Source organism: Enterobacter cloacae complex sp. XAL002, from assembly GCF_049236805.1.
Classification (GTDB): Bacteria; Pseudomonadota; Gammaproteobacteria; order Enterobacterales; family Enterobacteriaceae; genus Enterobacter; species Enterobacter intestinihominis.
This window is the reverse complement of the sequence record NZ_JBMKJN010000025.1, coordinates 1-22,446: the sequence shown is the minus strand read 5'-3', so window position 1 is coordinate 22,446 and position 22,446 is coordinate 1. Positions and strand designations below refer to the sequence as shown.

The following is a 22,446-nucleotide window of genomic DNA, read 5'->3' as shown; positions in this document are numbered from 1 at the left end:
TTTTTCCTTGATAGACACGCTGCTAAATATTTAGCTGGTGAATATTAACCGGAAAGATTCGGGCTGTGTGGGCGGGTTTTTAATGTTTTGTGCTACTAAATGCATGGGCATTAACGATTTGTGCTATTAAGTGATGACACACCAGCAGAAATGCCGGTGCGTCATCATCACGCAAGTAAACTAGCTGACAAACTGGCGGAACAGCGCTTTACCTTTCAACAGCCGCGTCCCGAGCCAGCCACCGCACAGGGACAGCAGCACCGCGCCGCAGACAGGCAGCGTGAGCCACAGCCGCCAGTCAGGCTCCCATGGAAAATCAAAGACTTTCGTCTGAAGCACCGCCAGTGCGGTTTCCGCCCCGATGGCCGCCACCAGGCCCGCCACCAGCCCGAGCAGGGCAAATTCGCTCCACAGCGTGGCGCGCAGCAGCCGTTTACTGGCCCCCAGCGTGCGGTAGACCACCAGCTCCTGATGACGCTGGCGCATGCCCACCTGTACCTGCGCCAGCAGCAACAATAGGCCGCAGACGGTCACCAGCACCACCATCACCTCCAGGGCGCGGCTCACCTGTTCCAGCACCTGCCCGACCTGTTTGAGGATCGCGCCGATATCCAGCAGGCTCACCGTCGGAAATTCCCGGTTCAGTTGCGTCAGCATGCCGTTGCCGTTTTCCCAGCGGAAGCTGGTCAGCCAGCTCTGGGGCTGTCCGTCCAGCGCGCCCGACGGGAAGATGAAGAAGAAATTTGGCCGCAGGCTTTCCCAGTCCACTTTGCGCAGGCTGGTGACTTTGGCGGTGAAATCCTGGGTATCACCGGTAAAGGTCACGCTATCGCCGAGCTTCACGTTCAGGCGTGTCGCCAGCCCCTCCTCCATCGACACTTCCCCCGCTTTCGGCGGCCAGGTGCCGGCAACGATCGGGTTATGGTCCGGACGTTTCGCCTGCCAGGTCAGGTTGAGCTCGCGGTTGAGCGATTCATCCTTATTTCCCTCCGTGGACTGGCCGTTGATCTGCGTCAGGCGGGCGCGCACGATCGGATAGAACGATTCCGGAATAATGTGATGCTCAGACAGGAAACCCTTCAGCGGCGTCACCTGTTCGGGAGCAATGTTGATCAGGAAATAGTTCGGGCTTTCCGGCGGAAGCTGCTGCTGCCAGCGATCCAGCAGATCCCCGCGCAGCACCAGCAGAAGCGCCAGCAGCATAAACGACAGCGAAAATGCCGAGAGCTGGCTGAGGGTAGACCACGGCTGGTGCAGCAGTCGGTTAACCGCCAGCCGCACCGGCAGCGATCTCACCGTCAGCTTTTTGAGAAGATTGAGCAATAGCCAGCCCACCACGCCGCACAGCAGCGCCAGCACCACCGCGCCCGCCAGCACCGCCCACAGCAGCGTACTGCCGCCCATCAGCCAGGCCAACAGCCCGACTGCCACCGCAATAATCACCGGCAGATAGAACTTCAGCGGCCAGACGCTGGCCACCACATCCCGGCGCAGCACGCGCAGCGGCTGGGTGGCGAGCAGCAGCCGGTAGGGGCGTAACCCCACCAGCAGGGAGATCGTCGTCATCGCGCCGATGGCCCACAGCCACGGCCAGAGGCTGGCAGGCGGCAGCGCAGCGGGCAGGACCGGTTTGAGCAGCACCATCAGCAGCTTTTCAAACAGCAGCCCTATCGCCCCGCCGGTCAGAGCCGACAGCGCCAGCACCATCAGCCACTGGCCGACAATCAGCTTGCGCAGCTGTGCCCGGCCCGCGCCGAGAGTTTTGAGGATCGCCACCAGATCGTAACGGCTGCGGCAGTAGTGCCCCATTGCCACGGCAACGGCCGCAATGGCCAGCAGCAGGGTTAACAGCGCCGACAGCAACAGAAACTGCTGAGAACGCTCGAGGGATTTGCCGAGCGCCCCGTCATCCTGCTCCAGCCCGTACCAGCGATGTTCCGGCTTGAGCTGCGGCAGGAGCCATTTTTCATACGCCTCCAGTTGAGCAGGCGTCCCGCCAAACTTATAGCGCCATGTGACGCGGCTGCCCGGCTGGACGGCGTTGGTTTTCGCCACATCAGCGGTGTTCATCAGCAGGCGCGGCGCGAGCTGGAACGGATTAAATCCGGAGTCGGGTTCCTGCACCACTTCCCCGGCAATTTTGAGGGTCGCGTCGCCGACGTCGATACTGTCGCCGGGTTTCAGGTTCAGCAGCGCCATCAGACGCGATGCCAGCAGTACCGTACCGGCCGTCGGTTTTAGCCCCGGCGGACTGGTTTGTAAGTCACCATACATCGGGTAGATGTCATCCACGGCTTTTACGCTGGCAAGCTGTGGCGTGTCGCCCGCAAAGGTCATGGTCTGGAAGGTGATTTGCTCTCCCACCTTCAGCCCCTCTTTGCGCGCTTCCTCAATCCAGCCCGGCGGCACGGGGCGAGAACTTTGCAGAGCCCGGTCCCCCGCCATAAATTCCCGACTCTGCTGGCTAAGCCCTTTCTCCATACGATCGCTGACGCTGCCGAGCGCCAGCACGCAGGCCACCGCCAGGCTCAACGCCAGCCAGACAATCAGCAGCGAGGGCGAGCGCCATTCGCGCCAGAACCAGCGGGCAATCATGCTTCCTCCTGAAGAACACCGTTCACCAGCCGCAGGCGGCGGTCGCAGCGGGCGGCCAACTGCGGGTCGTGGGTAACCAGAATCAGCGTGGTGCCATGCTCGCGGTTGAGGGAAAACAGCAGATCGGCAATTTTGTCCCCGGTTTTACGGTCGAGATTGCCCGTGGGCTCATCGGCAAACAGCACTTCCGGGCGCCCGTTAAACGCCCGGGCCAGCGCCACGCGCTGCTGCTCACCGCCGGAAAGCTGTGCCGGAAGGTGGTCGAGACGTTTTCCCAGCCCCAACTGTTCCAGCAACGCTTTGGCGTGATCGCGGCTTTCGCGGGTATTTTCACCGCGCAGCAGGCCGGGCAGCTCAACGTTTTCCAGCGCGTTGAGGGTTGGGATCAGCATGAATGACTGAAAGACAAACCCGATATGCCGGGCACGCAGCGCGGCGCGCGCCTCTTCATCAAGCGCGTGGAGGGGCTGGCCGACCAGGTTCACTTCCCCGCTGCTGCCATCGTCCAGCCCGGCGAGAATGGCCAGCAGCGTGGACTTACCGGAACCGGATTCGCCAATCAGGGCGATGGTTTCGGCACGTTTGACAACGAGTTCAACTCCGGTGAGGATGGAAAGCTCGTGTTCTCCCTGACCGACGGACTTCTTAAGACAATGAACTTCAACAATGTTTTCCGCTGGCATTTGCCCTTCCTGTTTTTGATGCTGATGACCTTCCGCGCGGCGGCTGCGGACACGTTATTGATTCTGGGCGACAGCCTGAGCGCGGGCTATCGTATGGCCGCCAGTGCGGCCTGGCCCGCCCTGCTCAATGATAAATGGCAGTCCCGGGCGTCTGTCGTTAACGGCAGCATCAGCGGCGATACGTCGCAGCAAGGCTTATCGCGCCTGCCTGCCCTGCTTAAGCAGCATCAACCGCGTTGGGTGCTGGTCGAACTGGGCGGTAATGATGGTTTGCGCGGCTTCCAGCCACAGCAAACGGAGCAAACGCTGCGGACTATTTTGCAGACCATTAAGGCTGCTAACGCCCAGCCGCTGCTGATGCAAATTCGCCTGCCCGCTAACTACGGCCGTCGGTATAATGAGGCGTTTAGCGCGATCTATCCTAAGCTTGCCAAAGAGTTTGATATTCCGCTGCTGCCATTTTTCATGGAAGAGGTCTATCTGAAACCTCAGTGGATGCAGGATGATGGCATTCACCCCAATCGCGATGCCCAGCCGTTCATTGCCGACTGGATGGCAACCCGGCTGGCTCCTTTAGTAAAACATGACTCGTCAAACAGCTGAGAACCTGACAGGTAAAGTTATGCAAAAATCGGTCTTAATAACAGGATGTTCCAGCGGAATTGGCCTTGAGAGCGCCCTTGAACTGAAACGTCAGGGGTTTTGGGTGCTGGCGGCCTGCCGCAAACCCGAAGATGTCGAACGCATGCGAGGGCTGGGATTTACCGGCATTCTGCTGGATCTCGATTCGCCAGAGAGCGTGGAGCAGGCCGCCGATGAGGTTATCGCCCTGACCAACAACCGGCTTTACGGTCTGTTTAACAATGCGGGCTACGGCGTGTACGGCCCGCTACAGACCCTCTCGCGGGAACAGCTGGAGCAGCAGTTCTCCGCAAACTTTTTTGGGGCGCATCAGCTCACCATGCGCCTTCTCCCCGCCATGCTGCCGCACGGCGAAGGGCGGATTGTCATGACCTCCTCGGTGATGGGCCTGATCTCCACGCCGGGACGCGGGGCTTACGCTGCCAGTAAATATGCGCTTGAAGCCTGGTCCGATGCGTTGCGCATGGAGCTGCGCCACAGCGGCATTAAGGTCAGCCTGATTGAACCGGGCCCCATCCGCACCCGCTTTACGGAAAACGTTAACCAGACGCAGGCGGACCAACCGGTCGAAAATCCCGGTATCGCGGCGCGTTTTACGCTTGGGCCAGAAGCCGTGGTTGCCAAAGTGCGCCACGCATTTGAGAGCGATACCCCTAAAATGCGCTATCCGGTGACGCTGGTGACCCATGCCGTCGGCTGGTTAAAACGCCTGCTGCCGGGGCGGATGATGGACAAAATTTTGCAGGGTTGAGTTGAAGCGACGACGCTTACCCCCATGTAAAGAGTAAACCGATAAAAGAGAATGCCGCATGTCCGTACAGAATATCGTCAACATAACTGAAGCTAACCTGCAACAGACACTCGAACAGTCAATGACTACACCGGTGCTGTTCTACTTCTGGTCTGAACGCAGCCAACACTGCCTGCAGCTGACGCCGGTCCTGGAAAGCCTTGCCGCGCAGTACAACGGTCAATTCATTCTGGCGAAGCTGGATTGTGACGCCGAACCGATGGTGGCTTCCCAGTTTGGCCTGCGTGCGATCCCAACCGTCTACCTGTTCCAGAACGGTCAGCCGGTGGATGGCTTCCAGGGGCCGCAGCCGGAAGAGGCGATCCGCGCCCTGCTGGATAAAGTCCTGCCGCGCGAAGAAGAGCTGAAAGCGCAGGAAGCCATGGCGCTGATGCAGGAAGGCAAGTACGACGAGGCGCTGCCGCTGTTAAAAGACGCGTGGCAGCTGTCGAACCAGAACAGCCAGATTGGTCTGCTGCTGGCAGAGACCCAGATTGCGCTGCACCGCCCCGAAGACGCGGAAGCCGTGCTGAAAACGGTGCCGATGCAGGATCAGGACACCCGCTATCAGGGCCTGGTGGCGCAGATTGACCTGCTGAAACAGGCGGCGGATACCCCTGAAATTCAGCAACTTCAGCAGCAGGTTGCGGACAACCCGGCGGATGCCGCGCTGGCAAGCCAGCTGGCGCTTCAGCTTCACCAGGTGGGGCGTAATGAAGAGGCGCTGGAGCTGCTGTTTAGTCACCTTCAGAAGGACCTGGGCGCCGCAGACGGTCAGGCGCGAAAGATGTTCCAGGAGATCCTGGCCGCGCTCGGCACCGGTGACGCGCTGGCGTCTAAGTATCGTCGTCAGCTGTACGCATTGCTTTACTAACAAAAATGCCCGGTGGCGCTAACGCTTGCCGGGCCTACAAAAGCCGATATTACCCCGTCTTTTTCAACTGCGTCACCACCAGCTGGTGGCGCGCGTTGTAAAACTTCCGATAGGTCAGATAGCAGGCAATAATCGTCGACAGGCTCGCCGTAGAGAGCAGCATAAACGTCACCATAATCTGGTATTTAATCGCTTTTACCGGATCGATACCGGCAAAAATTAGCCCCGACATCATGCCCGGCAGGCTCACCAGACCCACGGTTTTGGCGGAATCCACCGTTGGGATCAGCGAAGAACGAATGCTGTCGCGGATCAACCGCGCCGAGGCCACCTTCGGTGTCGCGCCCAGGCTTAGCTTCTCCTGAAGCTGTTGCTGTTCACTGCTGAAGCGTTGCCCCAGATTGTTGTAGCATAACCCGACCGCCACCATCGCATTGCCCGCAATCATCCCGGAAATGGGGATCACCTGCATCGGCGTAAATTCTATCGAGCCGGAGAGCACCAGTACCGCCAGCGTTAACGCGGTCCCGGTGGTGATGGCAATAAACGACGAGAGGAACGCTTTATCGATGTATTTACTGCGTTTCTGCGCGTTCCATGCCGCGTTAAAGCAGATAAACAGCACCATCAACAGGGTCAGCACGGCATGATTGACGTTGAAGATGTATTTCAGCACATAGCCGACGATGATGAGCTGAATGACCGCGCGAACGATACTCCACAGAATATCTTTTTCCAGCCCCAGCTTCTCCCGGTAGCTGACCACAATCGCCACCAGCACCAGGACCATCGACAGCGCCAGCGATTCGTTGGTTATGTTATGTTCACCCACGGTGAGCCTCCTCCATTTTCCCGCCCTGCGGCCTGAGCGTGATGACATCATCCGCATGGCTAATTTCGTTTGAATCGTGCGTCACCCACAGCACGGCAATATCCTGTTCACGGACGTAGCGATGAATAATCTCATTGACGTTGCGCGTGTTAGCGTCATCCAGCGCGCTGGTGATTTCGTCCAGCAAAAGCACCTTCGGCAGGAATTGCAGGTTACGGATCAGCGAGACGCGCTGCTTTTCCCCGCCTGACAGTTCGGCAGTCGATTTGGTCAGCGTCTCCGGCGGAAGCCCAAAACGGGTCAGATCGTCCGCAAACTTTTTCGGATCGGGCGTTTGGTTGCGGATGTGCCAGGGGAAAACCAGATTGTCGTACACCGTGTCGCCAAACAGGGACGGCGTTTGCACGCAGTATGACACCTGCTGGCGATAGCTTTCCGGTGTAAGCGTGGCGATATCTTTCCCTTCAAACAGGATGGTTCCCTCCGTTGGACTCAGTAGCGAAGCCACGATTTTCAGGAGGGTGCTTTTGCCGCAGCCGGAGGGGCCGGTTATGAGTTTAAATTCGCCCGGAGAGAGACAAAAATCGACGTGCTGAAGGATGGTGTTATCACCCACACGAAAGCCAACATCCCTGATATCCAGAAGATTTTTTTTATTATTCATTCCGATTCCGTTAACCGCTGTGATAAGAACAGCCTTTAGCATAATCCTTTCCGCTACGCTGCGCGAATAGCCTTAACCTAGCGCAAGTGTTAAACTTTTTGTTCGGTAATTGTCACCTCTATAACTACAGGAAGTCAGCAACATGACACATATCTTTTATGAGTTCTCTTCCCTGAAGCCTGGTGTTCCAGATGTGGAAACATTAATGGAAGTCATCAATTCTTCTGAACTCACGCGTTTTGTCATGGGTGCAGAGGTGGTCGATTTTGTTAAGAAGGCGCTCATCGTTAACACCACAATCGGTAGCTTTAAAAACTGCTATTTTGCTTTCGATGATGGGGCTTACTTTCTCGAGTTTGACGGCAAGGGTAAATCCAGACGCTTTACTGAGGTGCCGGACTGGTTCGTTTCCCCCGCGGAATTTGCCCGCTCGCAATGGCTGATTAACCATGACCTGGCCGATGTGAAGGCGACGGCGTTTATTGACGTGCTAATGTCCTACCCGCTTAAAGAGCGCCGGGCGCACTGCAATCTGCTGTTTGGTCTGGATCTGCATAAGGTCAATGTGGTTCCGGCGCCTACAGCCCCTGCCGGAAAAATGGGCAATAAAAACGGAAAAACCACCAAGCCTCGCGTCACGGATCTCGGCTCTTTTGAGCTTTTTACCGCGTTCTTTGCACGCATGAAAACCGCCGTCAATGCAAATGAGTTCCCCACCTTACAGGTGCTGACTGGCCAGAAGGATCTTGCAAAAGCGCCGCACAGCTTAAAGCAAGGGATCAGAACCTGGTTTAAGGGGATTACCGGCGATCTGCCGCCGAACAACAAACGTGTCGGAGCGGGCAATGTAGTACTATTCTGCGCGCCCATTCGCGAGCAGATCCAGCAGATAGAGGCCATCGGCCTGGAAAAATACTATCAGGGCTTATCGAAAGCCATCGCTGACGCCGGGGATGGGTTTATCACCGACTTCAGCTATTCCTGGTCTGAAGAGTAACGCTATGCGCCCCGCTCTCCTGGCGGGGCGTTTTAATTTTACCAGTCCGGTTCCCACCTCTTTACAGGGGCGAAATCCCGCCCGTTAACCGATATACTTACGTTCAACAAATACGCAATTTTTCTCGTTACGGCATGCAAAACAGGAGGTTTTTATGCTCATCGTTGTTCCTGTCCTTATTTTCGTTGCGCTGGTTATCGTGGGCGCAGGCGTCAAAATTGTCCCGCAGGGTTACCAGTGGACCGTCGAACGTTTCGGTCGCTACACCAATACCCTTCAGCCGGGTTTAAGCCTGATCGTCCCCTTCATGGACAGAATTGGGCGTAAAATCAACATGATGGAGCAGGTGCTGGATATTCCTTCCCAGGAAGTCATCTCTAAGGATAACGCCAACGTCACCATCGATGCGGTGTGCTTTATTCAGGTGATTGATGCGCCGAAAGCGGCCTATGAGGTGAGCAACCTGGAGCTGGCGATCGTCAACCTGACGATGACCAATATACGTACCGTGCTTGGCTCGATGGAGCTGGACGAAATGCTCTCCCAGCGCGACAGCATTAATACCCGCCTGCTGCACATTGTTGATGAAGCCACCAATCCGTGGGGGATCAAAGTGACCCGCATTGAGATCCGCGACGTGCGCCCACCGGCAGAGCTGATTGCTTCCATGAACGCGCAGATGAAGGCCGAGCGTACCAAACGCGCCTATATTCTTGAAGCCGAAGGGGTACGTCAGGCCGAGATCCTGAAAGCGGAAGGGGAAAAACAGTCGCAGATCCTGAAAGCCGAGGGCGACCGTCAGTCTGCCTTCCTCCAGGCAGAAGCGCGTGAACGTTCGGCAGAAGCGGAAGCCCGCGCGACGCAAATGGTTTCCGAGGCGATTGCCGCCGGGGATATCCAGGCTGTGAACTACTTCGTCGCGCAAAAATATACCGATGCGCTGAAGGAGATCGGCTCTGCGAACAACAGCAAAGTGGTGATGATGCCGCTGGATGCCAGCAGTCTGATGGGATCTATCGCCGGAATTGCCGAGTTGATCAAAGACAGCGGAAACGAGCGTAAAAAATGATTGAGCTCATCGTTGCACATCCTCATGCGTTCTGGCTAAGCCTTGGCGGCTTGCTGCTGGCCGCCGAGATGCTTGGCGGCAACGGTTATCTGCTGTGGAGCGGTGTTGCCGCTGTGATTACCGGGCTGGTCGTCTGGCTGCTGCCTGTCGGCTGGGAGTGGCAGGGCGCGCTGTTTGCCGTGCTGACGCTGCTGGCCGCCTGGCTGTGGTGGCGCTGGCTGAACAAACGGGTGAAGGCGCAGAAGCCGGTCGACGCGCATCTCAATCAGCGTGGGCAGCAGATCGTGGGTAAACGTTTTACGCTTGATAACGCGCTGATCAACGGACGCGGTCATATGCGCGTGGGGGACAGTTCATGGCCGGTGGTGGCCGATGATGACCTCAGCGCCGGCACGCGGGTTGAGGTCATTGCGGTAGAAGGCATTACCCTGCGGGTTAAAGCCTGTTAGGCGTGGGTTTTACGGTGGCAGCAGCCGGAAAGATTGTCGATAATCGGGCACTCGGCGCTGTCATCTCCCGGGCAGGATTCTGCCAGCTGTAGCAGTTGCTCACGCATCGCCTGTAATTCGATGATATGGCGTTCGATCTCCGCCACTTTTTCCAGCGTACGTTTTTTCACGTCGGCACTGTGGCGTTTCGGATCGTTAAACAGGTTAACCAGCTCGCCGCACTCTTCAAGGTTAAATCCTACCTGTCTTGCCTGGCGCAGTAACGTCAGTTCATCAAGATGCAGCTGCGTATAGCTGCGGTAGCCGTTCTCACTGCGCAACGGTGGCGTCACCAGCCCTTTTTCCTCATAAAAGCGAATCGCTTTGCTGGTTAAGCCGGTTTTTTTCGCAACATCGCTGATATTCACATTTCCCCCTTGACCTTCCCCTTGATGGAAGGTTTAACCTTCATAACAGTTAGCGAAAAGCAGAGTGAAGGTCAACAATTGACCAGAACATTATACGGGAGTTTTGTTATGTCTCACACTATTGACCTGACACTGGACGGCCTCTCCTGCGGCCACTGTGTCAAACGTGTTAAAGAAAGCCTGGAGCAGCGTCCTGATGTGGAAAGCGCTGAGGTGACTATCGATCATGCCGCCGTGACCGGCAGCGCCAGTGCCGACGCGCTGATTGATACCATTAAACAGGCCGGTTACGGGGCGGAGTTAAGCCACCCAAAGGCTAAACCGCTGGCAGAGTCATCATCCCCGTCGGAAGCACTGACAGCGGCCACTCCTGAGCTTCCGGTAGCTGATGATATTGATGACAGCCAACAGCTGCTGATCAACGGCATGAGCTGCGCCAGCTGTGTCTCCCGGGTACAAAACGCCTTACAGGCGGTACCGGGCGTCGCACAGGCACGGGTAAACCTGGCGGAGCGTACTGCGCTGGTGATGGGCAGTGCCTCCGCCGCAGATTTAGTGCAGGCCGTGGAGAAAGCGGGCTACGGGGCGGAGGCCATCGAAGATGATGCTGAGCGCCGCGAGCGCCAGCAGGAAACGGCTGTCGCCACCATGAAGCGCTTCCGCTGGCAGGCGGTCGTCGCCCTGCTGGTCGGTATTCCGGTGATGGTGTGGGGCATGATGGGTGACAACATGATGGTCACCGCAGACAACCGCACCCTGTGGCTGGTGATTGGTCTGATTACCCTTGCGGTGATGGTGTTTGCAGGCGGACATTTCTATACCAGCGCCTGGAAGAGCCTGAAAAACCGCACCGCGACGATGGACACGCTGGTCGCGCTCGGGACGGGCGCGGCGTGGCTGTATTCGATGAGCGTTAACGTCTGGCCGCAGTGGTTCCCGATGGAGGCGCGCCATCTCTATTATGAAGCGAGCGCGATGATTATTGGTCTGATTAACTTAGGCCATATGCTCGAAGCCCGCGCGCGTCAGCGCTCGTCGAAAGCGCTGGAAAGATTACTCGATTTAACCCCGCCGACGGCCCGCGTGGTCACCGACGATGGGGAAAAAAGCGTTCCGCTCTCAGAGGTACAACCCGGTATGACGCTGCGTCTCACCACCGGTGACCGCGTGCCCGTCGACGGTGAAATCACCCATGGCGATGCCTGGCTTGATGAAGCCATGCTGACCGGTGAGCCGATCCCCCAGCAGAAATCTCAGGGCGATGCGGTGCATGCGGGTACGGTGGTACAGGACGGCAGCGTGCTGTTCCGCGCCAGCGCCGTTGGCAGCCATACCACACTGTCACGCATCATTCGGATGGTCCGCCAGGCGCAGAGCAGTAAGCCGGAAATTGGTCAGCTTGCCGATAAAATCTCCGCCATTTTTGTGCCAGTGGTGGTCGGTATTGCCCTGCTGAGCGCGGCAATCTGGTATTTCTTCGGCCCGGCGCCGCAGATTGTCTACACCCTGGTGATCGCCACCACGGTACTGATCATCGCCTGCCCTTGTGCCCTTGGTCTGGCCACGCCGATGTCGATTATCTCTGGCGTCGGACGCGCCGCCGAATTTGGCGTACTGGTCCGTGATGCTGACGCCCTGCAACGGGCAAGCACGCTGGACACCCTCGTCTTTGACAAAACCGGCACGCTCACCGAGGGCAAACCGCAGGTAGTGGCCGTTAATACCATTGGCTGTACGGAGACGGATGCCCTGCGCCTGGCCGCCGCGCTGGAACAAGGCTCCAGTCACCCGCTGGCGCGCGCCATCCTTGAGAAAGCCGGTGATGCCCGCCTGCCGCAGGTAAGCAACTTCCGCACTCTGCGCGGTTTAGGGGTCAGCGGTGAAGCAGAAGGCCATACGCTGCTGCTGGGTAACCAGGCACTGCTAACTGAACACGGTGTTGATACGTCCGTGCTGGACGCTGAGCTGAACGCGCAGGCCTCTCAGGGCGCGACGCCGGTTCTGCTGGCGAGGGATGGTCAGGTGGCGGCGCTGCTGGCCGTACGCGATCCGTTACGCCAGGACAGCGTGGATGCCTTGCAACGCCTGCACCACGCGGGCTATCGCCTGGTGATGTTAACCGGTGATAACCCGACTACCGCTAACGCCATCGCCAAAGAAGCCGGGATTGATGAGGTGATAGCCGGCGTGCTGCCGGATGGCAAAGCGGACGCCATCAGGAAATTGCAACGTGATGGTCGTCAGGTGGCGATGGTCGGCGACGGCATCAACGACGCCCCGGCGCTGGCGCAGGCTGACGTAGGTATTGCGATGGGCGGCGGGAGCGATGTCGCCATTGAAACCGCGGCAATCACCCTGATGCGCCACAGCCTGATGGGCGTGGCGGATGCGCTGGCGATTTCGAAAGCCACGTTGCGCAACATGAAGCAGAACCTGCTGGGGGCCTTCGTCTATAACTCGCTCGGCATTCCGATTGCCGCCGGGATTTTGTGGCCGCTGACCGGCACCCTGCTGAACCCGGTTGTTGCGGGTGCGGCGATGGCGCTCTCGTCAATTACCGTGGTGAGCAACGCTAACCGTCTGCTGCGGTTTAAACCGAAAGCGTAGAATCCCGGAAGCAGGCCGGGTAAGCGCAGCGCCGCCCGGCTTTCGCCTATTGCGCCCCCCTTCCCCACGCGCTAGCATGAACCTTTCCGTTTATGGAGCGCGTATGGGTCTGTTTAATCGTATAAAAACATCGTTTCGCGCCCTTTTTCCCCGCCGTTATGCCTGGCCCGGTATGGATATTTCGCTTCCGGGTGGGCAGCAACTGCACCTGGTGGGAAGCATTCATATGGGCACGCAGGATATGTCCCCCCTGCCCTCCGGCCTGATTAAACTACTGAAGCGCGCCGACGCGCTGATCGTCGAAGCCGACATCTCCGGCCATGAATCGCCGTTTGCCGGGCTGGAAAGCGACCGCCCCCTGGCTGAACGTCTTAACGAGACGCAGCTGGCTGAGCTTACCCGTCTTGCGGATGAGTCCGGCGTCTCGCTCTCAATGCTCGACACCCTGCCCCTGTGGCAAATTGCCATGGTGCTACAGGCAACCCAGGCGCAGCGCCTGGGGCTGCGCGGCGATTACGGTATCGATTATCAACTGCTGAATGCGGCAAGGGCGTGCAACCTGTCCGTCATTGAACTGGAAGGCACGGACAGCCAGATTGCGCTTCTTCGCCAGCTTCCTGATGACGGCAAGATGCTGCTGGATGATACCCTGACCCACTGGCACACCAACGCGCGTCTGCTGCAAACGATGATTGGCTGGTGGCTGGATGCGCCGCCCGCAGACGGTAAGCTGGCGTTACCGTCGACGTTCAGTGAATCGTTGTATGATGTGCTGATGAACGCGCGCAACCAGGCGTGGCGGGAGACGCTGTTTGCCCTGCCTGCCGGTCGTTATGTTGTCGCGGTTGGCGCGTTGCATTTGTACGGAGAAGGGAATTTGCCGTCGCTGCTGAAATAAAAAAATGGCCAATATTTCTATTGGCCCGTCAAAGAGGAATTTCATCGTTTTTATTATACCGAAGTGACCTTCGGCTACGCCGATTGTCGCTCAAAGTAACCATCACTGCCAATACTATTGCGCAAGATGGTGCTATTTTTTAGACAAACGTCAGGCGTATGCTGCTGGCATGAACCGTCTGTCGTAAGAAGGATAGCCATGACTCCCGCCGTTAAATTACTCGAAAAAAACAAAATTTCTTTCCGGATCCACACCTACGATCACGATCCGAACGAAACCAACTTTGGTGATGAAGTGGTGCGCAAGCTGGGGCTGAACGCGGACCAGGTTTACAAAACGCTGCTGGTCGCGGTGAATGGCGATATGAAGCACCTCGCCGTGGCAGTGACGCCCGTCGCCGGACAGCTTGATCTGAAGAAAGTGGCCAAAGCGCTGGGAGCGAAAAAGGTCGATATGGCAGACCCGATGGTTGCGCAACGCACTACGGGTTATCTGGTCGGCGGGATCAGCCCGCTCGGCCAGAAAAAGCGTCTGCCGACCCTGATCGATGCGCCTTCGCAGGAATTTGAGACGATCTATATTTCTGGCGGCAAACGCGGGCTGGATATCGAACTGGCCGCAGGCGATCTGGCGAAAATGCTGGACGCGAAATTTGCGGATATTGCGCGCAGGGATTGAGAAAATTGCCCGGTGGCGCTGCGCATACCGGGCCTACGATTCGAATGTAGGCCGGGTAAGGCGTAGCCGCCACCCGGCACAACACACCCGCACTACTGCCAGCTCACCTCGCCCTTCGGCTCATACGCGTTCACGTCAATCGGTGAATTTTGCTGGATAAACTGCTTCAACACTTCCGCATCAATAAACCCGGTATTTACATAGCCCGGTTTGTTATCGATATGCGGATAGCCGTCGCCGCCGGTGGCGTTAAAGCTTAACGTTGCCAGGCGGTAGGTTTTCGCCGGATCAACAGGTTCGCCTTTGATTTTGAGATCGTTGAGCTTACCGTCCTTCGCGACGAAGCTGACGTTAGCAAACTGCGGATACGCTCCGGAGTCCGGCTTCATCTGCGCCACGGCGGTCAGGTAGTCAATTACCTCTTTCCCGCTCATGTCCGCATACACCACCACGTTGCCAAACGGCTGCACTTTGAGCACGTCTTTATAGGTGATGTTTCCGCCATCGATGGAATCACGAATACCGCCGCCGCTCATCACGCCGAAATCCGCATTCGTGCGCGCCATCTGCGCGGCCAGCACCAGACGCCCCATGTTGGTTTGTACGAAGCGGACTTTGCTGCGGTCCCCTTCCAGTCGTCCGTTAAGCGTGCCAATCTTCACGTCCAGCTGCGCTTTCCCTTTGCTCTGGAACGGCGTCAGCAGGGAGAGCATCTGCTGGTTTTCAGCGATCTCTGGCGTGTAGAGTACCCGCTCGCTTTTGCCGTCCGGGTAGGTTACTTTCTTCTTCAGGTTGACCGGGATGAGCTGATAGTGCACCAGCTTCATCTCGCCGTTACGGAATTCGAAATCCGCACGGCCTACGTATTTACCCCACTCGTGGGCCTGTACAATCCAGATACCGTTCTGACGATCCGGGGCGCACGGCGTGCCGGGCACATAATCTACCTGCTTTTTATTCTCAGAAGCCATGCAGACCGGATCCTGTGAGTGACCGCCCACAATCATCGCCAGCGAGCCCGCAGGAAGGCTGCGCGCCATCTCCACGTCGCCCGGCGCGTTAGAGCCGTGCTGACCGTTGTCGTAATGCCCCATGTGGGTGGTAGCGATAATCACATCCGGTTTTTCATTCTGCTGCAACTCCTGGATCACCAGCTTCGCTTCGTCCGCCGGTTTACGGAATTCGATGTCGGTGAAAAATTCAGGGTTGCCAATTTTGGCCGTATCGTCGGTGGTTAAGCCGATGACCGCGATCTTCAGATCCTGACGCTTAAACAGCGCCCACGGTTTAAACAGGCGCTCGCCGGTGCTTTTCTGATAAATATTGGCGGAAAGGAACGGAAATTTGGACCACTTTTCCTGCTGGCGCAATACGCTCAGCGGGTTATCAAACTCGTGGTTTCCGACCGCCATCGCGTCGTAACCAATTAAATTCATGCCGCGGAAATCAGGCTCGGCATCCTGCAAATCAGATTCCGGTACGCCGGTATTAATATCCCCGCCCGACAGCAACAGCACGCTGCCGCCCTGAGCCGAGACCTCTTTACGAATGCCGTCCACCAGCGTTTTTTGCGCCGCCAGGCCATATTCACCGTATTCGCTGCGCCAGAAATGGCCGTGATGATCGTTAGTATGCAGAATGGTAATTTTATAGGTTTTATCTTTTTCATACGCCTGCGCGGGCAGGCTTGTCAGCCCCCATGCGGCGATGAGCGCCAGCGCGACGCCACGCTTTATTAACTTCATCTTCTCTCTCCCTGACCCATAGACAAACGCAAAAATTACAGTGACTCACAAGAATAGACAAATAAGTTTTCAGAATTGCGACTTTCTTCAAATGTCACGGACGAGTATGTTAGTCGGATAATAATTACTCCCTGCATCTCTAATAACAAATTGACGTGGTATTTATGGCAATCAGTGAATCAACCCAGCCTGTTCAGGGCGTTCCGGCGTCGCCGCCGAAATCGCGCACTTCCTTCAAAGTATTAGGCGCAATCAGTCTCTCTCATCTGCTCAACGACATGATCCAGTCGCTGATTCTGGCGATCTACCCGCTGTTGCAGTCTGAGTTCTCATTAACCTTCGTGCAGATCGGGATGATTACCCTGACCTTCCAGCTGGCCTCTTCGCTGCTACAGCCGGTGGTGGGCTACTGGACGGACAAATACCCGATGCCATGGTCGCTGCCCATTGGGATGTGCTTCACCCTGAGCGGGCTGGTGCTGCTGGCCATGGCGGGCAGCTTTGAGGCGGTACTGGTTGCCGCGGCGCTGGTGGGAACCGGTTCATCGGTGTTCCATCCGGAATCGTCCCGCGTGGCGCGTATGGCCTCCGGCGGACGCCACGGGCTGGCGCAGTCTCTGTTCCAGGTGGGGGGGAATTTTGGTAGCTCCCTCGGTCCTCTGCTGGCGGCGGTAATTATCGCGCCTTACGGCAAAGGCAACGTGGCGTGGTTTGTGCTGGCCGCGCTGCTGGCGATTGTCGTCCTGGCGCAAATCAGCCGCTGGTATGCCGCGCAGCATCGCGTAAATAAGGGAAAACCTGCCGCGAAGATAACCAATCCCCTTCCGCGCAATAAGGTGATCCTTGCCATCAGCGTGCTGCTGGTGCTGATTTTCTCGAAATATTTCTATATGGCGAGCATCAGCAGCTATTACACCTTCTATCTGATGCAAAAATTCGGATTATCGGTACAAAACGCCCAGTTCCATCTTTTTGCCTTCCTGTTTGCGGTGGCGGCAGGCACGGTGATAGGCGGCCCTGTGGGAGATAAAATCGGACGTAAATATGTGATTTGGGGCTCTATCCTCGGCGTTGCGCCGTTTACGCTTGTTTTACCGTACGCAACGCTGGAATGGACCGGAATATTGACAGTGATAATTGGTTTTATTCTCGCGTCGGCGTTTTCAGCCATTCTGGTCTATGCGCAAGAGCTGCTGCCGGGACGTATCGGTATGGTTTCCGGTCTCTTTTTCGGTTTTGCCTTTGGCATGGGCGGCCTTGGCGCCGCCGTGTTAGGGATGGTTGCAGACCACACCAGCATCTTCCTGGTCTATAAAATCTGCGCTTTCCTGCCACTTCTGGGGATGTTGACCATATTCCTGCCTGACAACCGTCATAAAGCGTAACTACACGGCTGCCAAAGTTAAACTTTGGCAGCCGGATAACCTGATGCCATAAGGCTTTCCTCTCCCTCCCCTCAGCAAATTTATCAAAATCTGCCTTTTTTCGTGCTTATTGCCTTTTTATTGTGATTTCAACAATTATTCATAAACATAAGCGTAAAAATTGTCATAAACTATTAATCGGCTTTTTGGTATTTGCACCAAAAATGGATCACCCATCGCGAAAGGAGACGGAATGCACCACGCCACACCGCTTATCACCACCATTGTTGGTGGACTTGTGCTCGCTTTTATCCTCGGCATGATTGCCAACAAACTGCGTATTTCGCCCCTGGTAGGCTATTTGTTAGCGGGCGTGCTGGCAGGACCCTTTACGCCGGGTTTTGTCGCAGATACCAAACTTGCACCGGAGCTGGCGGAACTGGGCGTTATCCTGCTGATGTTTGGCGTCGGACTGCATTTTTCCCTGAAGGATCTGATGGCGGTAAAGTCGATCGCCATACCGGGAGCGATCGCCCAGATAGGGGTGGCGACGCTGCTGGGCATGGCGCTTTCGGCGGTGCTGGGCTGGTCAATCATGACCGGTATCGTATTTGGGCTGTGTCTTTCAACCGCCAGTACCGTGGTGCTGCTGCGCGCGCTTGAAGAGAGGCAGCTGATAGACAGCCAGCGCGGGCAAATCGCGATTGGCTGGCTGATAGTTGAAGATCTGGTGATGGTGTTGACGCTGGTACTGCTGCCCGCCGTCGCCGGGATGATGGAAAAAGAGAATATCGGCTTCGCTTCGCTGGCGCTGGATATGAGCATTACCATCGGTAAGGTTGTGGCGTTTATTGCCATCATGATGCTGGTGGGCCGCCGTCTGGTGCCGTGGATCATGTCCCGCAGCGCCGCCACCGGCTCGCGTGAACTGTTCACGCTTTCGGTCCTTGCGTTGGCGCTGGGCATTGCCTTTGGCGCTGTCGAGCTGTTTGACGTCTCCTTTGCGCTGGGCGCATTCTTCGCCGGGATGGTGCTGAACGAGTCCGAGCTGAGCCACCGTGCCGCGCACGATACTCTGCCACTACGTGATGCGTTCGCGGTGCTGTTCTTTGTCTCCGTCGGGATGCTGTTCGACCCGATGATCCTCATCCAGCAGCCGCTGGCCGTGCTGGGTACGCTGGCAATCATCATCTTTGGTAAGTCCGTTGCCGCCTTCTTCCTGGTGCGGATGTTCGGTCACTCGCCGCGCACGGCGCTGACCATCGCCGCCAGCCTGGCGCAGATTGGCGAGTTCGCCTTTATTCTGGCTGGTCTGGGAATGGCCCTGAATCTGCTGCCACAGGCTGGGCAAAATCTGGTGCTGGCGGGGGCGATCCTCTCCATCATGTTGAACCCGGTATTGTTTGCCCTGCTGGAGAAATATCTCGAGAAGACCGAAACCCTCGAAGAGCTGACGCTGGAAGAGGCGACAGAAGAAGAGAAACAGATCCCGGTGGATATCTGCAACCACGCGCTGCTGGTCGGTTTTGGCCGCGTCGGCAGCCTGCTGGGTGAAAAACTGATGGCTCAGGGCATTCCACTTGTAGTGATTGAAACGTCACGCACTCGCGTCGACGAGCTTCGCGAGCGCGGCATCCGCGCGGTGCTGGGCAACGCGGCTAACGAAGAGATTATGAATCTGGCGCATCTGGACTGCGCTCGCTGGCTGCTGCTCACTATCCCGAACGGTTACGAGGCTGGCGAGATTGTCGCCACAGCCCGTGAAAAATGCCCGCATATCGAAATCATAGCCCGCGCCCATTATGATGACGAAGTGGAGTACATTACCGAGCGCGGCGCGAATCAGGTGGTGATGGGTGAGCGTGAGATTGCGAATACGATGCTGACAATGCTGACGAAGCCGCCGGTTGAAGAGGCGGTGACGGGGTAAATTTTGTGCGGCCTGGTCCCCTCACCCCAGCCCTCTCCCCAAAGGGGAGAGGGTGTTCAAATTCCCTCTCCCCTTTGGGGAGAGGGCCAGGGTGAGGGGTCTTCTTTTACCTGTCCCAATACGCCTCTTCGAGGCTGTCTTCCCGTTCCGGCAGCCCACGCGTTAAGCGCGGTGAATGCTGGTTCAGCACCTGATAACTCACGCGGTTCGCGTACTTGCACACCTGCGCCAGCGAGGAATAGGTCAGCCAGTTGAAGGTGTGTTTGCTGGAATTCGGCACATTGGTTTTGTGGTAGGCGTTAGCGGTGATGTCGTGCAGCAGCGCGGCCAGCGCGCCGTCGCCCGCGCCGTTGGTGTTCATGATCTTCTCGGGGCCACCCATATACGGTGCAATGTGGGAGAAGATACGCAGCGGGTTGATGCAGTCTTTATGACGCATGGCGCGGCTGAACTCGTACTGGTTAAATTCGGCGATAGCGCCCGGCAGCAGCGGGTGCTGGGTTTTCCGCTTGCTCTCTTCTTCCGTGAAGCCCGCCATGTACAGCCCGACCGGCCCTGCGGTGCAGAGCACCAGATCCACCCAGTCCAGCGCCTTATCAGACGCCAGCAGCGGATCGCTTTCGCCGGTCAGCGCTTCGGCTTCTTCTTCATTCATCGCCAGAATCGAGACGTGTTCTTTCAGGAAGGCCTGCCACCACTCCGGGTTGTCGGCAATCACGAATTTGGTGCCCAGCGTCAGAACCACAGGCACGTTGTATTTCTTCGCATACTCAATTGCCTTCATGGTTGCGTCCGGCATTGGTTCGCCCGGCTTGCAGCGCACCAGATAAGACGTCAACACCAGCGCAGACGCGCCCGCGATCACCTCTTCCGGAATACTTTCAGCGCGTAGCTTGTTCATATGGCCGGGGCTGATGGCAAAGGTACGCTCGCCGGAATCGCTTATCAGCGTAAAGCAACGACCAATTGGCCCGTCAACGCCCTGCAAATAGTTCAGATCGGTGCGGCTGGAGGTATTGCACAGGTAGCGGTAGGCGTAGCCACCGATTTCGATATTGCTGCACATCACGCCAAGCAGTACCGAGCGGTCGTCTGCCAGAACGGAGTAGTTGTGCATGGTGTTACCGATGGTGCCGCCAGCAAACTGGTGGGTGATAAGATTTTCGCGCATCAGTTCCTGATACAGCGCTTCGGCAACGTCATCCTCAATCACCAGCGAGTGCCCGGCGCTCAGACCATAACGTGCGACAAACGCATCATCCACTTTGGCTTCAATGTCCACCAGCGTCTGATCGATACCGACCACCCAGGCAGCGCTGGTTTCGCTTTCCTGCTGAATTTGCTGTAACAGCGGATCGCGGGCATCGACGGGGAAATAGTGTTTGGACTTACGTTTACCGGGAAATTTCATGGTCTGAACTGTGCAAAGAATACGGGCCGGGAATGGTAGCACAAACCCGGCCCGTAACGCGATCAGCGGCGGGTGGTGACCAGTGACACCATCATATCGATGTGTTCAGGGGAGTCGTTAAGCGCAGGAATGTATTCGTATTTCGTTCCGCCGGCCTCCATGAAGAACTCTTTGTTCTGGACGGCAATCTCTTCCAGCGTTTCCAGACAATCCGCCGAGAAGCCCGGCGACATAACCTGAATGTGCTTCACGCCCTTCTCGCCCAGCATTTTTAGCGTTTCATCAGTATACGGGGTCAACCACGGTTCACGGCCGAAGCGCGACTGGAAGGTCATCATCACCTTCTCAGGCGGCAGGCCGAGGGCGGAGACCAGTTCACGGGTGGTATCGCGGCAACGCTGGGGGTAATCGTCCCCTTCGTTCGCGAAACGCTGCGGAATACCGTGATAGGAGAGCAGCAGCAGATCCGGCTCGCCGTGTTTTTCAAACGACGCGCGCGCGCTGCTGGCAAGCGCCTGAATGTACAGCTCGTTATCGGCGTAGTCGCGGATAAAGGTGATGCCCGGTATACGGCGGCGGGTCGCCAGAATGCGTGCCAGTTCGTCCCAGACGGCAGCCACCGTGGAGCACGAATACTGCGGATAAAGGGCCAGCACCACAATGTGTTCAACGCCCTGCGCCAGCAGAGAGTCGACGGCGCTTTCCAGGGATGGCTTACCGTAGCTCATACCGAGCGCAACGGGCATGTCCGGCAGACGGGCGGCCAGCGCCTTCTCCTGACGACGGCTGTAGACCATCAGCGGCGAGCCTTCTTCCATCCACACGGACTGATAGAGCTTTGCCACACGCGGGGAACGAATCGGCAGAATGACGCCACGCAGCAGTGGCCACCACAGCAGTCTTGGGGTATCCACGACGCGCGTGTCGCTTAAAAATTGTCGCAGGTAGCGTTTTACCGCCGCTGGAGTAGGTGCTTCTGGGGTGCCCAGATTGGCAAGCAGGATGCCGGTTTTCGCCTGACTCATTCACGCCTCTTAACCATTTGATAGGCTGTCAATTGTAGCGGAAATGCGTTTAAACGAAACCCATTGCTGCAATAGGTAAGATGAGAATTTTTCTCACCCGGGGCTCCGGGTGAGAGAGGTGCGCTTAGCCGAGAATTTTTTCCAGCTCTGCACGTACGTCAGCCACGGCTTTGGTGCCGTCCACTTTCGCGTATTTGGTATTACCCGCCTGCGCTTCTTTGGTGTAGTAGCCGATCAGCGGTGCGGTCATCTGATGGTATTCCACCAGGCGTTTACGCACGGTTTCTTCCTGATCGTCTTTACGGGTGGTCAGCTCTTCGCCGGTCACGTCGTCTTTGCCTTCAACCTTAGGTGGGTTGAATTTAATGTGGTAAACGCGGCCAGAAGCAGCGTGTACGCGACGGCCAACGATACGGTCAACGATCAGCTCGTCCGGTACGTCGAACTCCAGCACGTAATCCACGTTGATGCCCGCTTCTTTCATGGCGTCAGCCTGAGGAATGGTGCGCGGGAAGCCGTCCAGCAGGAAACCATTGCGGCAGTCTTCCTGAGCAATGCGCTCTTTTACCAGCGCGATAACCAGTTCGTCGGTCACCAGCTTGCCTGCGTCCATGATGTCTTTAGCTTGTTTGCCCAGCTCGGAGCCAGATTTAACAGCGGCACGCAGCATGTCACCAGTAGAGATTTGCGGAATACCGTATTTCTCCATGATGAACTGAGCCTGAGTTCCCTTACCCGCGCCCGGAGCGCCAAGCAGAATAATACGCATTGCGAAAATCCCCTCAA

The 22,446-nt window shown here is 57.1% G+C and carries 20 protein-coding genes; 11 read left to right on the top strand and 9 right to left on the bottom strand.

Annotation, left to right across the window (positions count from 1 at the left end; translation table 11 throughout):
- Positions 1–180: 180 nt before the first annotated feature.
- Positions 181–2,595, bottom strand: a complete 2,415-nt coding sequence (gene ybbP / locus ACOT0L_RS19520) for a putative ABC transporter permease subunit YbbP (RefSeq protein WP_126503059.1) — start codon at positions 2,593–2,595, stop codon at positions 181–183.
- Positions 2,592–3,278, bottom strand: a complete 687-nt coding sequence (gene ybbA, locus ACOT0L_RS19515; protein WP_023299477.1) for a putative ABC transporter ATP-binding protein YbbA — start codon at positions 3,276–3,278, stop codon at positions 2,592–2,594. Before ybbA ends, ybbP begins: the two co-directional genes overlap by 4 nt.
- Between ybbA and tesA the strand changes: the two genes are divergently transcribed.
- The 3 genes from tesA to ACOT0L_RS19500 are packed head-to-tail and all read left to right on the top strand — an operon-like array spanning position 3,249 to position 5,584.
- The gene (gene tesA, locus ACOT0L_RS19510) at positions 3,249–3,881 is read left to right on the top strand and encodes a multifunctional acyl-CoA thioesterase I/protease I/lysophospholipase L1 (RefSeq protein WP_003858933.1); all 633 of its coding nucleotides are present in this window, start codon (positions 3,249–3,251) and stop codon (positions 3,879–3,881) included. The genes ybbA and tesA overlap by 30 nt on opposite strands.
- Complete coding sequence (locus ACOT0L_RS19505) at positions 3,862–4,671, top strand: SDR family oxidoreductase (protein WP_087878403.1); 810 nt, start codon at positions 3,862–3,864, stop codon at positions 4,669–4,671. The genes tesA and ACOT0L_RS19505 overlap by 20 nt, the downstream gene beginning before the upstream one ends.
- A 58-nt stretch (positions 4,672–4,729) precedes the next feature.
- Positions 4,730–5,584 carry a co-chaperone YbbN gene (locus ACOT0L_RS19500; protein ID WP_022647291.1) on the top strand — a complete coding sequence of 285 codons (855 nt, stop codon included), beginning with the start codon at positions 4,730–4,732 and terminating at the stop codon, positions 5,582–5,584.
- A gap of 49 nt (positions 5,585–5,633) precedes the next feature.
- Here ACOT0L_RS19500 and fetB read toward each other — a convergent pair whose 3' ends face one another.
- The gene (gene fetB, locus ACOT0L_RS19495) at positions 5,634–6,416 is read right to left on the bottom strand and encodes an iron efflux ABC transporter permease subunit FetB (RefSeq protein ID WP_022647290.1); all 783 of its coding nucleotides are present in this window, start codon (positions 6,414–6,416) and stop codon (positions 5,634–5,636) included.
- Entirely contained in the window at positions 6,409–7,080 is a 672-nt protein-coding gene (fetA, locus tag ACOT0L_RS19490; protein WP_045621269.1) for an iron efflux ABC transporter ATP-binding subunit FetA, read from the bottom strand. Before fetA ends, fetB begins: the two co-directional genes overlap by 8 nt.
- A gap of 142 nt (positions 7,081–7,222) precedes the next feature.
- On the opposite strand from fetA, the gene ACOT0L_RS19485 reads away from it, so the two are divergent.
- From ACOT0L_RS19485 to ACOT0L_RS19475, 3 genes are all read left to right on the top strand, one after another.
- Positions 7,223–8,077: a hypothetical protein gene (locus tag ACOT0L_RS19485; protein WP_126503061.1), complete on the top strand. Its 855-nt coding sequence runs from the start codon at positions 7,223–7,225 to the stop codon at positions 8,075–8,077.
- Positions 8,078–8,231: 154 nt separating this feature from the next.
- Positions 8,232–9,146, top strand: a complete 915-nt coding sequence (locus tag ACOT0L_RS19480) for an SPFH domain-containing protein (protein WP_008499312.1) — start codon at positions 8,232–8,234, stop codon at positions 9,144–9,146.
- Entirely contained in the window at positions 9,143–9,595 is a 453-nt protein-coding gene (locus tag ACOT0L_RS19475) for an NfeD family protein (protein WP_023305604.1), read from the top strand. Before ACOT0L_RS19480 ends, ACOT0L_RS19475 begins: the two co-directional genes overlap by 4 nt.
- On the opposite strand, the gene cueR is transcribed toward ACOT0L_RS19475, so the two are convergent.
- The gene (gene cueR / locus ACOT0L_RS19470) at positions 9,592–10,002 is read right to left on the bottom strand and encodes a Cu(I)-responsive transcriptional regulator (RefSeq protein WP_017383222.1); all 411 of its coding nucleotides are present in this window, start codon (positions 10,000–10,002) and stop codon (positions 9,592–9,594) included. The genes ACOT0L_RS19475 and cueR overlap by 4 nt on opposite strands.
- A gap of 108 nt (positions 10,003–10,110) precedes the next feature.
- Here cueR and copA point away from each other — a divergent pair, with 108 nt between their 5' ends.
- From copA to ybaK, 3 genes are all read left to right on the top strand, one after another.
- Positions 10,111–12,609: a copper-exporting P-type ATPase CopA gene (gene copA, locus ACOT0L_RS19465; protein WP_126503063.1), complete on the top strand. Its 2,499-nt coding sequence runs from the start codon at positions 10,111–10,113 to the stop codon at positions 12,607–12,609.
- Positions 12,610–12,712: 103 nt separating this feature from the next.
- Complete coding sequence (locus tag ACOT0L_RS19460; RefSeq protein WP_126503065.1) at positions 12,713–13,507, top strand: TraB/GumN family protein; 795 nt, start codon at positions 12,713–12,715, stop codon at positions 13,505–13,507.
- Between the two features lie 198 nt (positions 13,508–13,705).
- Entirely contained in the window at positions 13,706–14,185 is a 480-nt protein-coding gene (gene ybaK, locus ACOT0L_RS19455; RefSeq protein ID WP_010428207.1) for a Cys-tRNA(Pro)/Cys-tRNA(Cys) deacylase YbaK, read from the top strand.
- A gap of 92 nt (positions 14,186–14,277) precedes the next feature.
- Here the strand turns inward: ybaK and ushA are convergent, their stop codons facing one another.
- On the bottom strand, positions 14,278–15,930 hold the full coding sequence (ushA, locus tag ACOT0L_RS19450) for a bifunctional UDP-sugar hydrolase/5'-nucleotidase UshA (RefSeq protein WP_022647283.1): 1,653 nt from the start codon (positions 15,928–15,930) through the stop codon (positions 14,278–14,280).
- Between the two features lie 164 nt (positions 15,931–16,094).
- Here ushA and ACOT0L_RS19445 point away from each other — a divergent pair, with 164 nt between their 5' ends.
- Positions 16,095–17,315, top strand: coding sequence for an MFS transporter (locus tag ACOT0L_RS19445; protein WP_126503067.1), 1,221 nt, complete (start codon positions 16,095–16,097; stop codon positions 17,313–17,315).
- A gap of 232 nt (positions 17,316–17,547) precedes the next feature.
- On the top strand, positions 17,548–19,224 hold the full coding sequence (gene ybaL / locus ACOT0L_RS19440; protein WP_022647281.1) for a YbaL family putative K(+) efflux transporter: 1,677 nt from the start codon (positions 17,548–17,550) through the stop codon (positions 19,222–19,224).
- A 106-nt stretch (positions 19,225–19,330) separates the two neighbouring features.
- On the opposite strand, the gene ACOT0L_RS19435 is transcribed toward ybaL, so the two are convergent.
- The 3 genes from ACOT0L_RS19435 to adk all read right to left on the bottom strand — a co-directional run bounded on the left by ACOT0L_RS19435 (position 19,331) and on the right by adk (position 22,429).
- On the bottom strand, positions 19,331–20,635 hold the full coding sequence (locus ACOT0L_RS19435) for an inosine/guanosine kinase (RefSeq protein ID WP_022647280.1): 1,305 nt from the start codon (positions 20,633–20,635) through the stop codon (positions 19,331–19,333).
- 62 nt (positions 20,636–20,697) lie between these two features.
- Entirely contained in the window at positions 20,698–21,660 is a 963-nt protein-coding gene (gene hemH, locus ACOT0L_RS19430; RefSeq protein WP_017383216.1) for a ferrochelatase, read from the bottom strand.
- 124 nt (positions 21,661–21,784) lie between these two features.
- Positions 21,785–22,429, bottom strand: a complete 645-nt coding sequence (gene adk, locus ACOT0L_RS19425) for an adenylate kinase (protein ID WP_006809841.1) — start codon at positions 22,427–22,429, stop codon at positions 21,785–21,787.
- Positions 22,430–22,446: the final 17 nt, after the last annotated feature.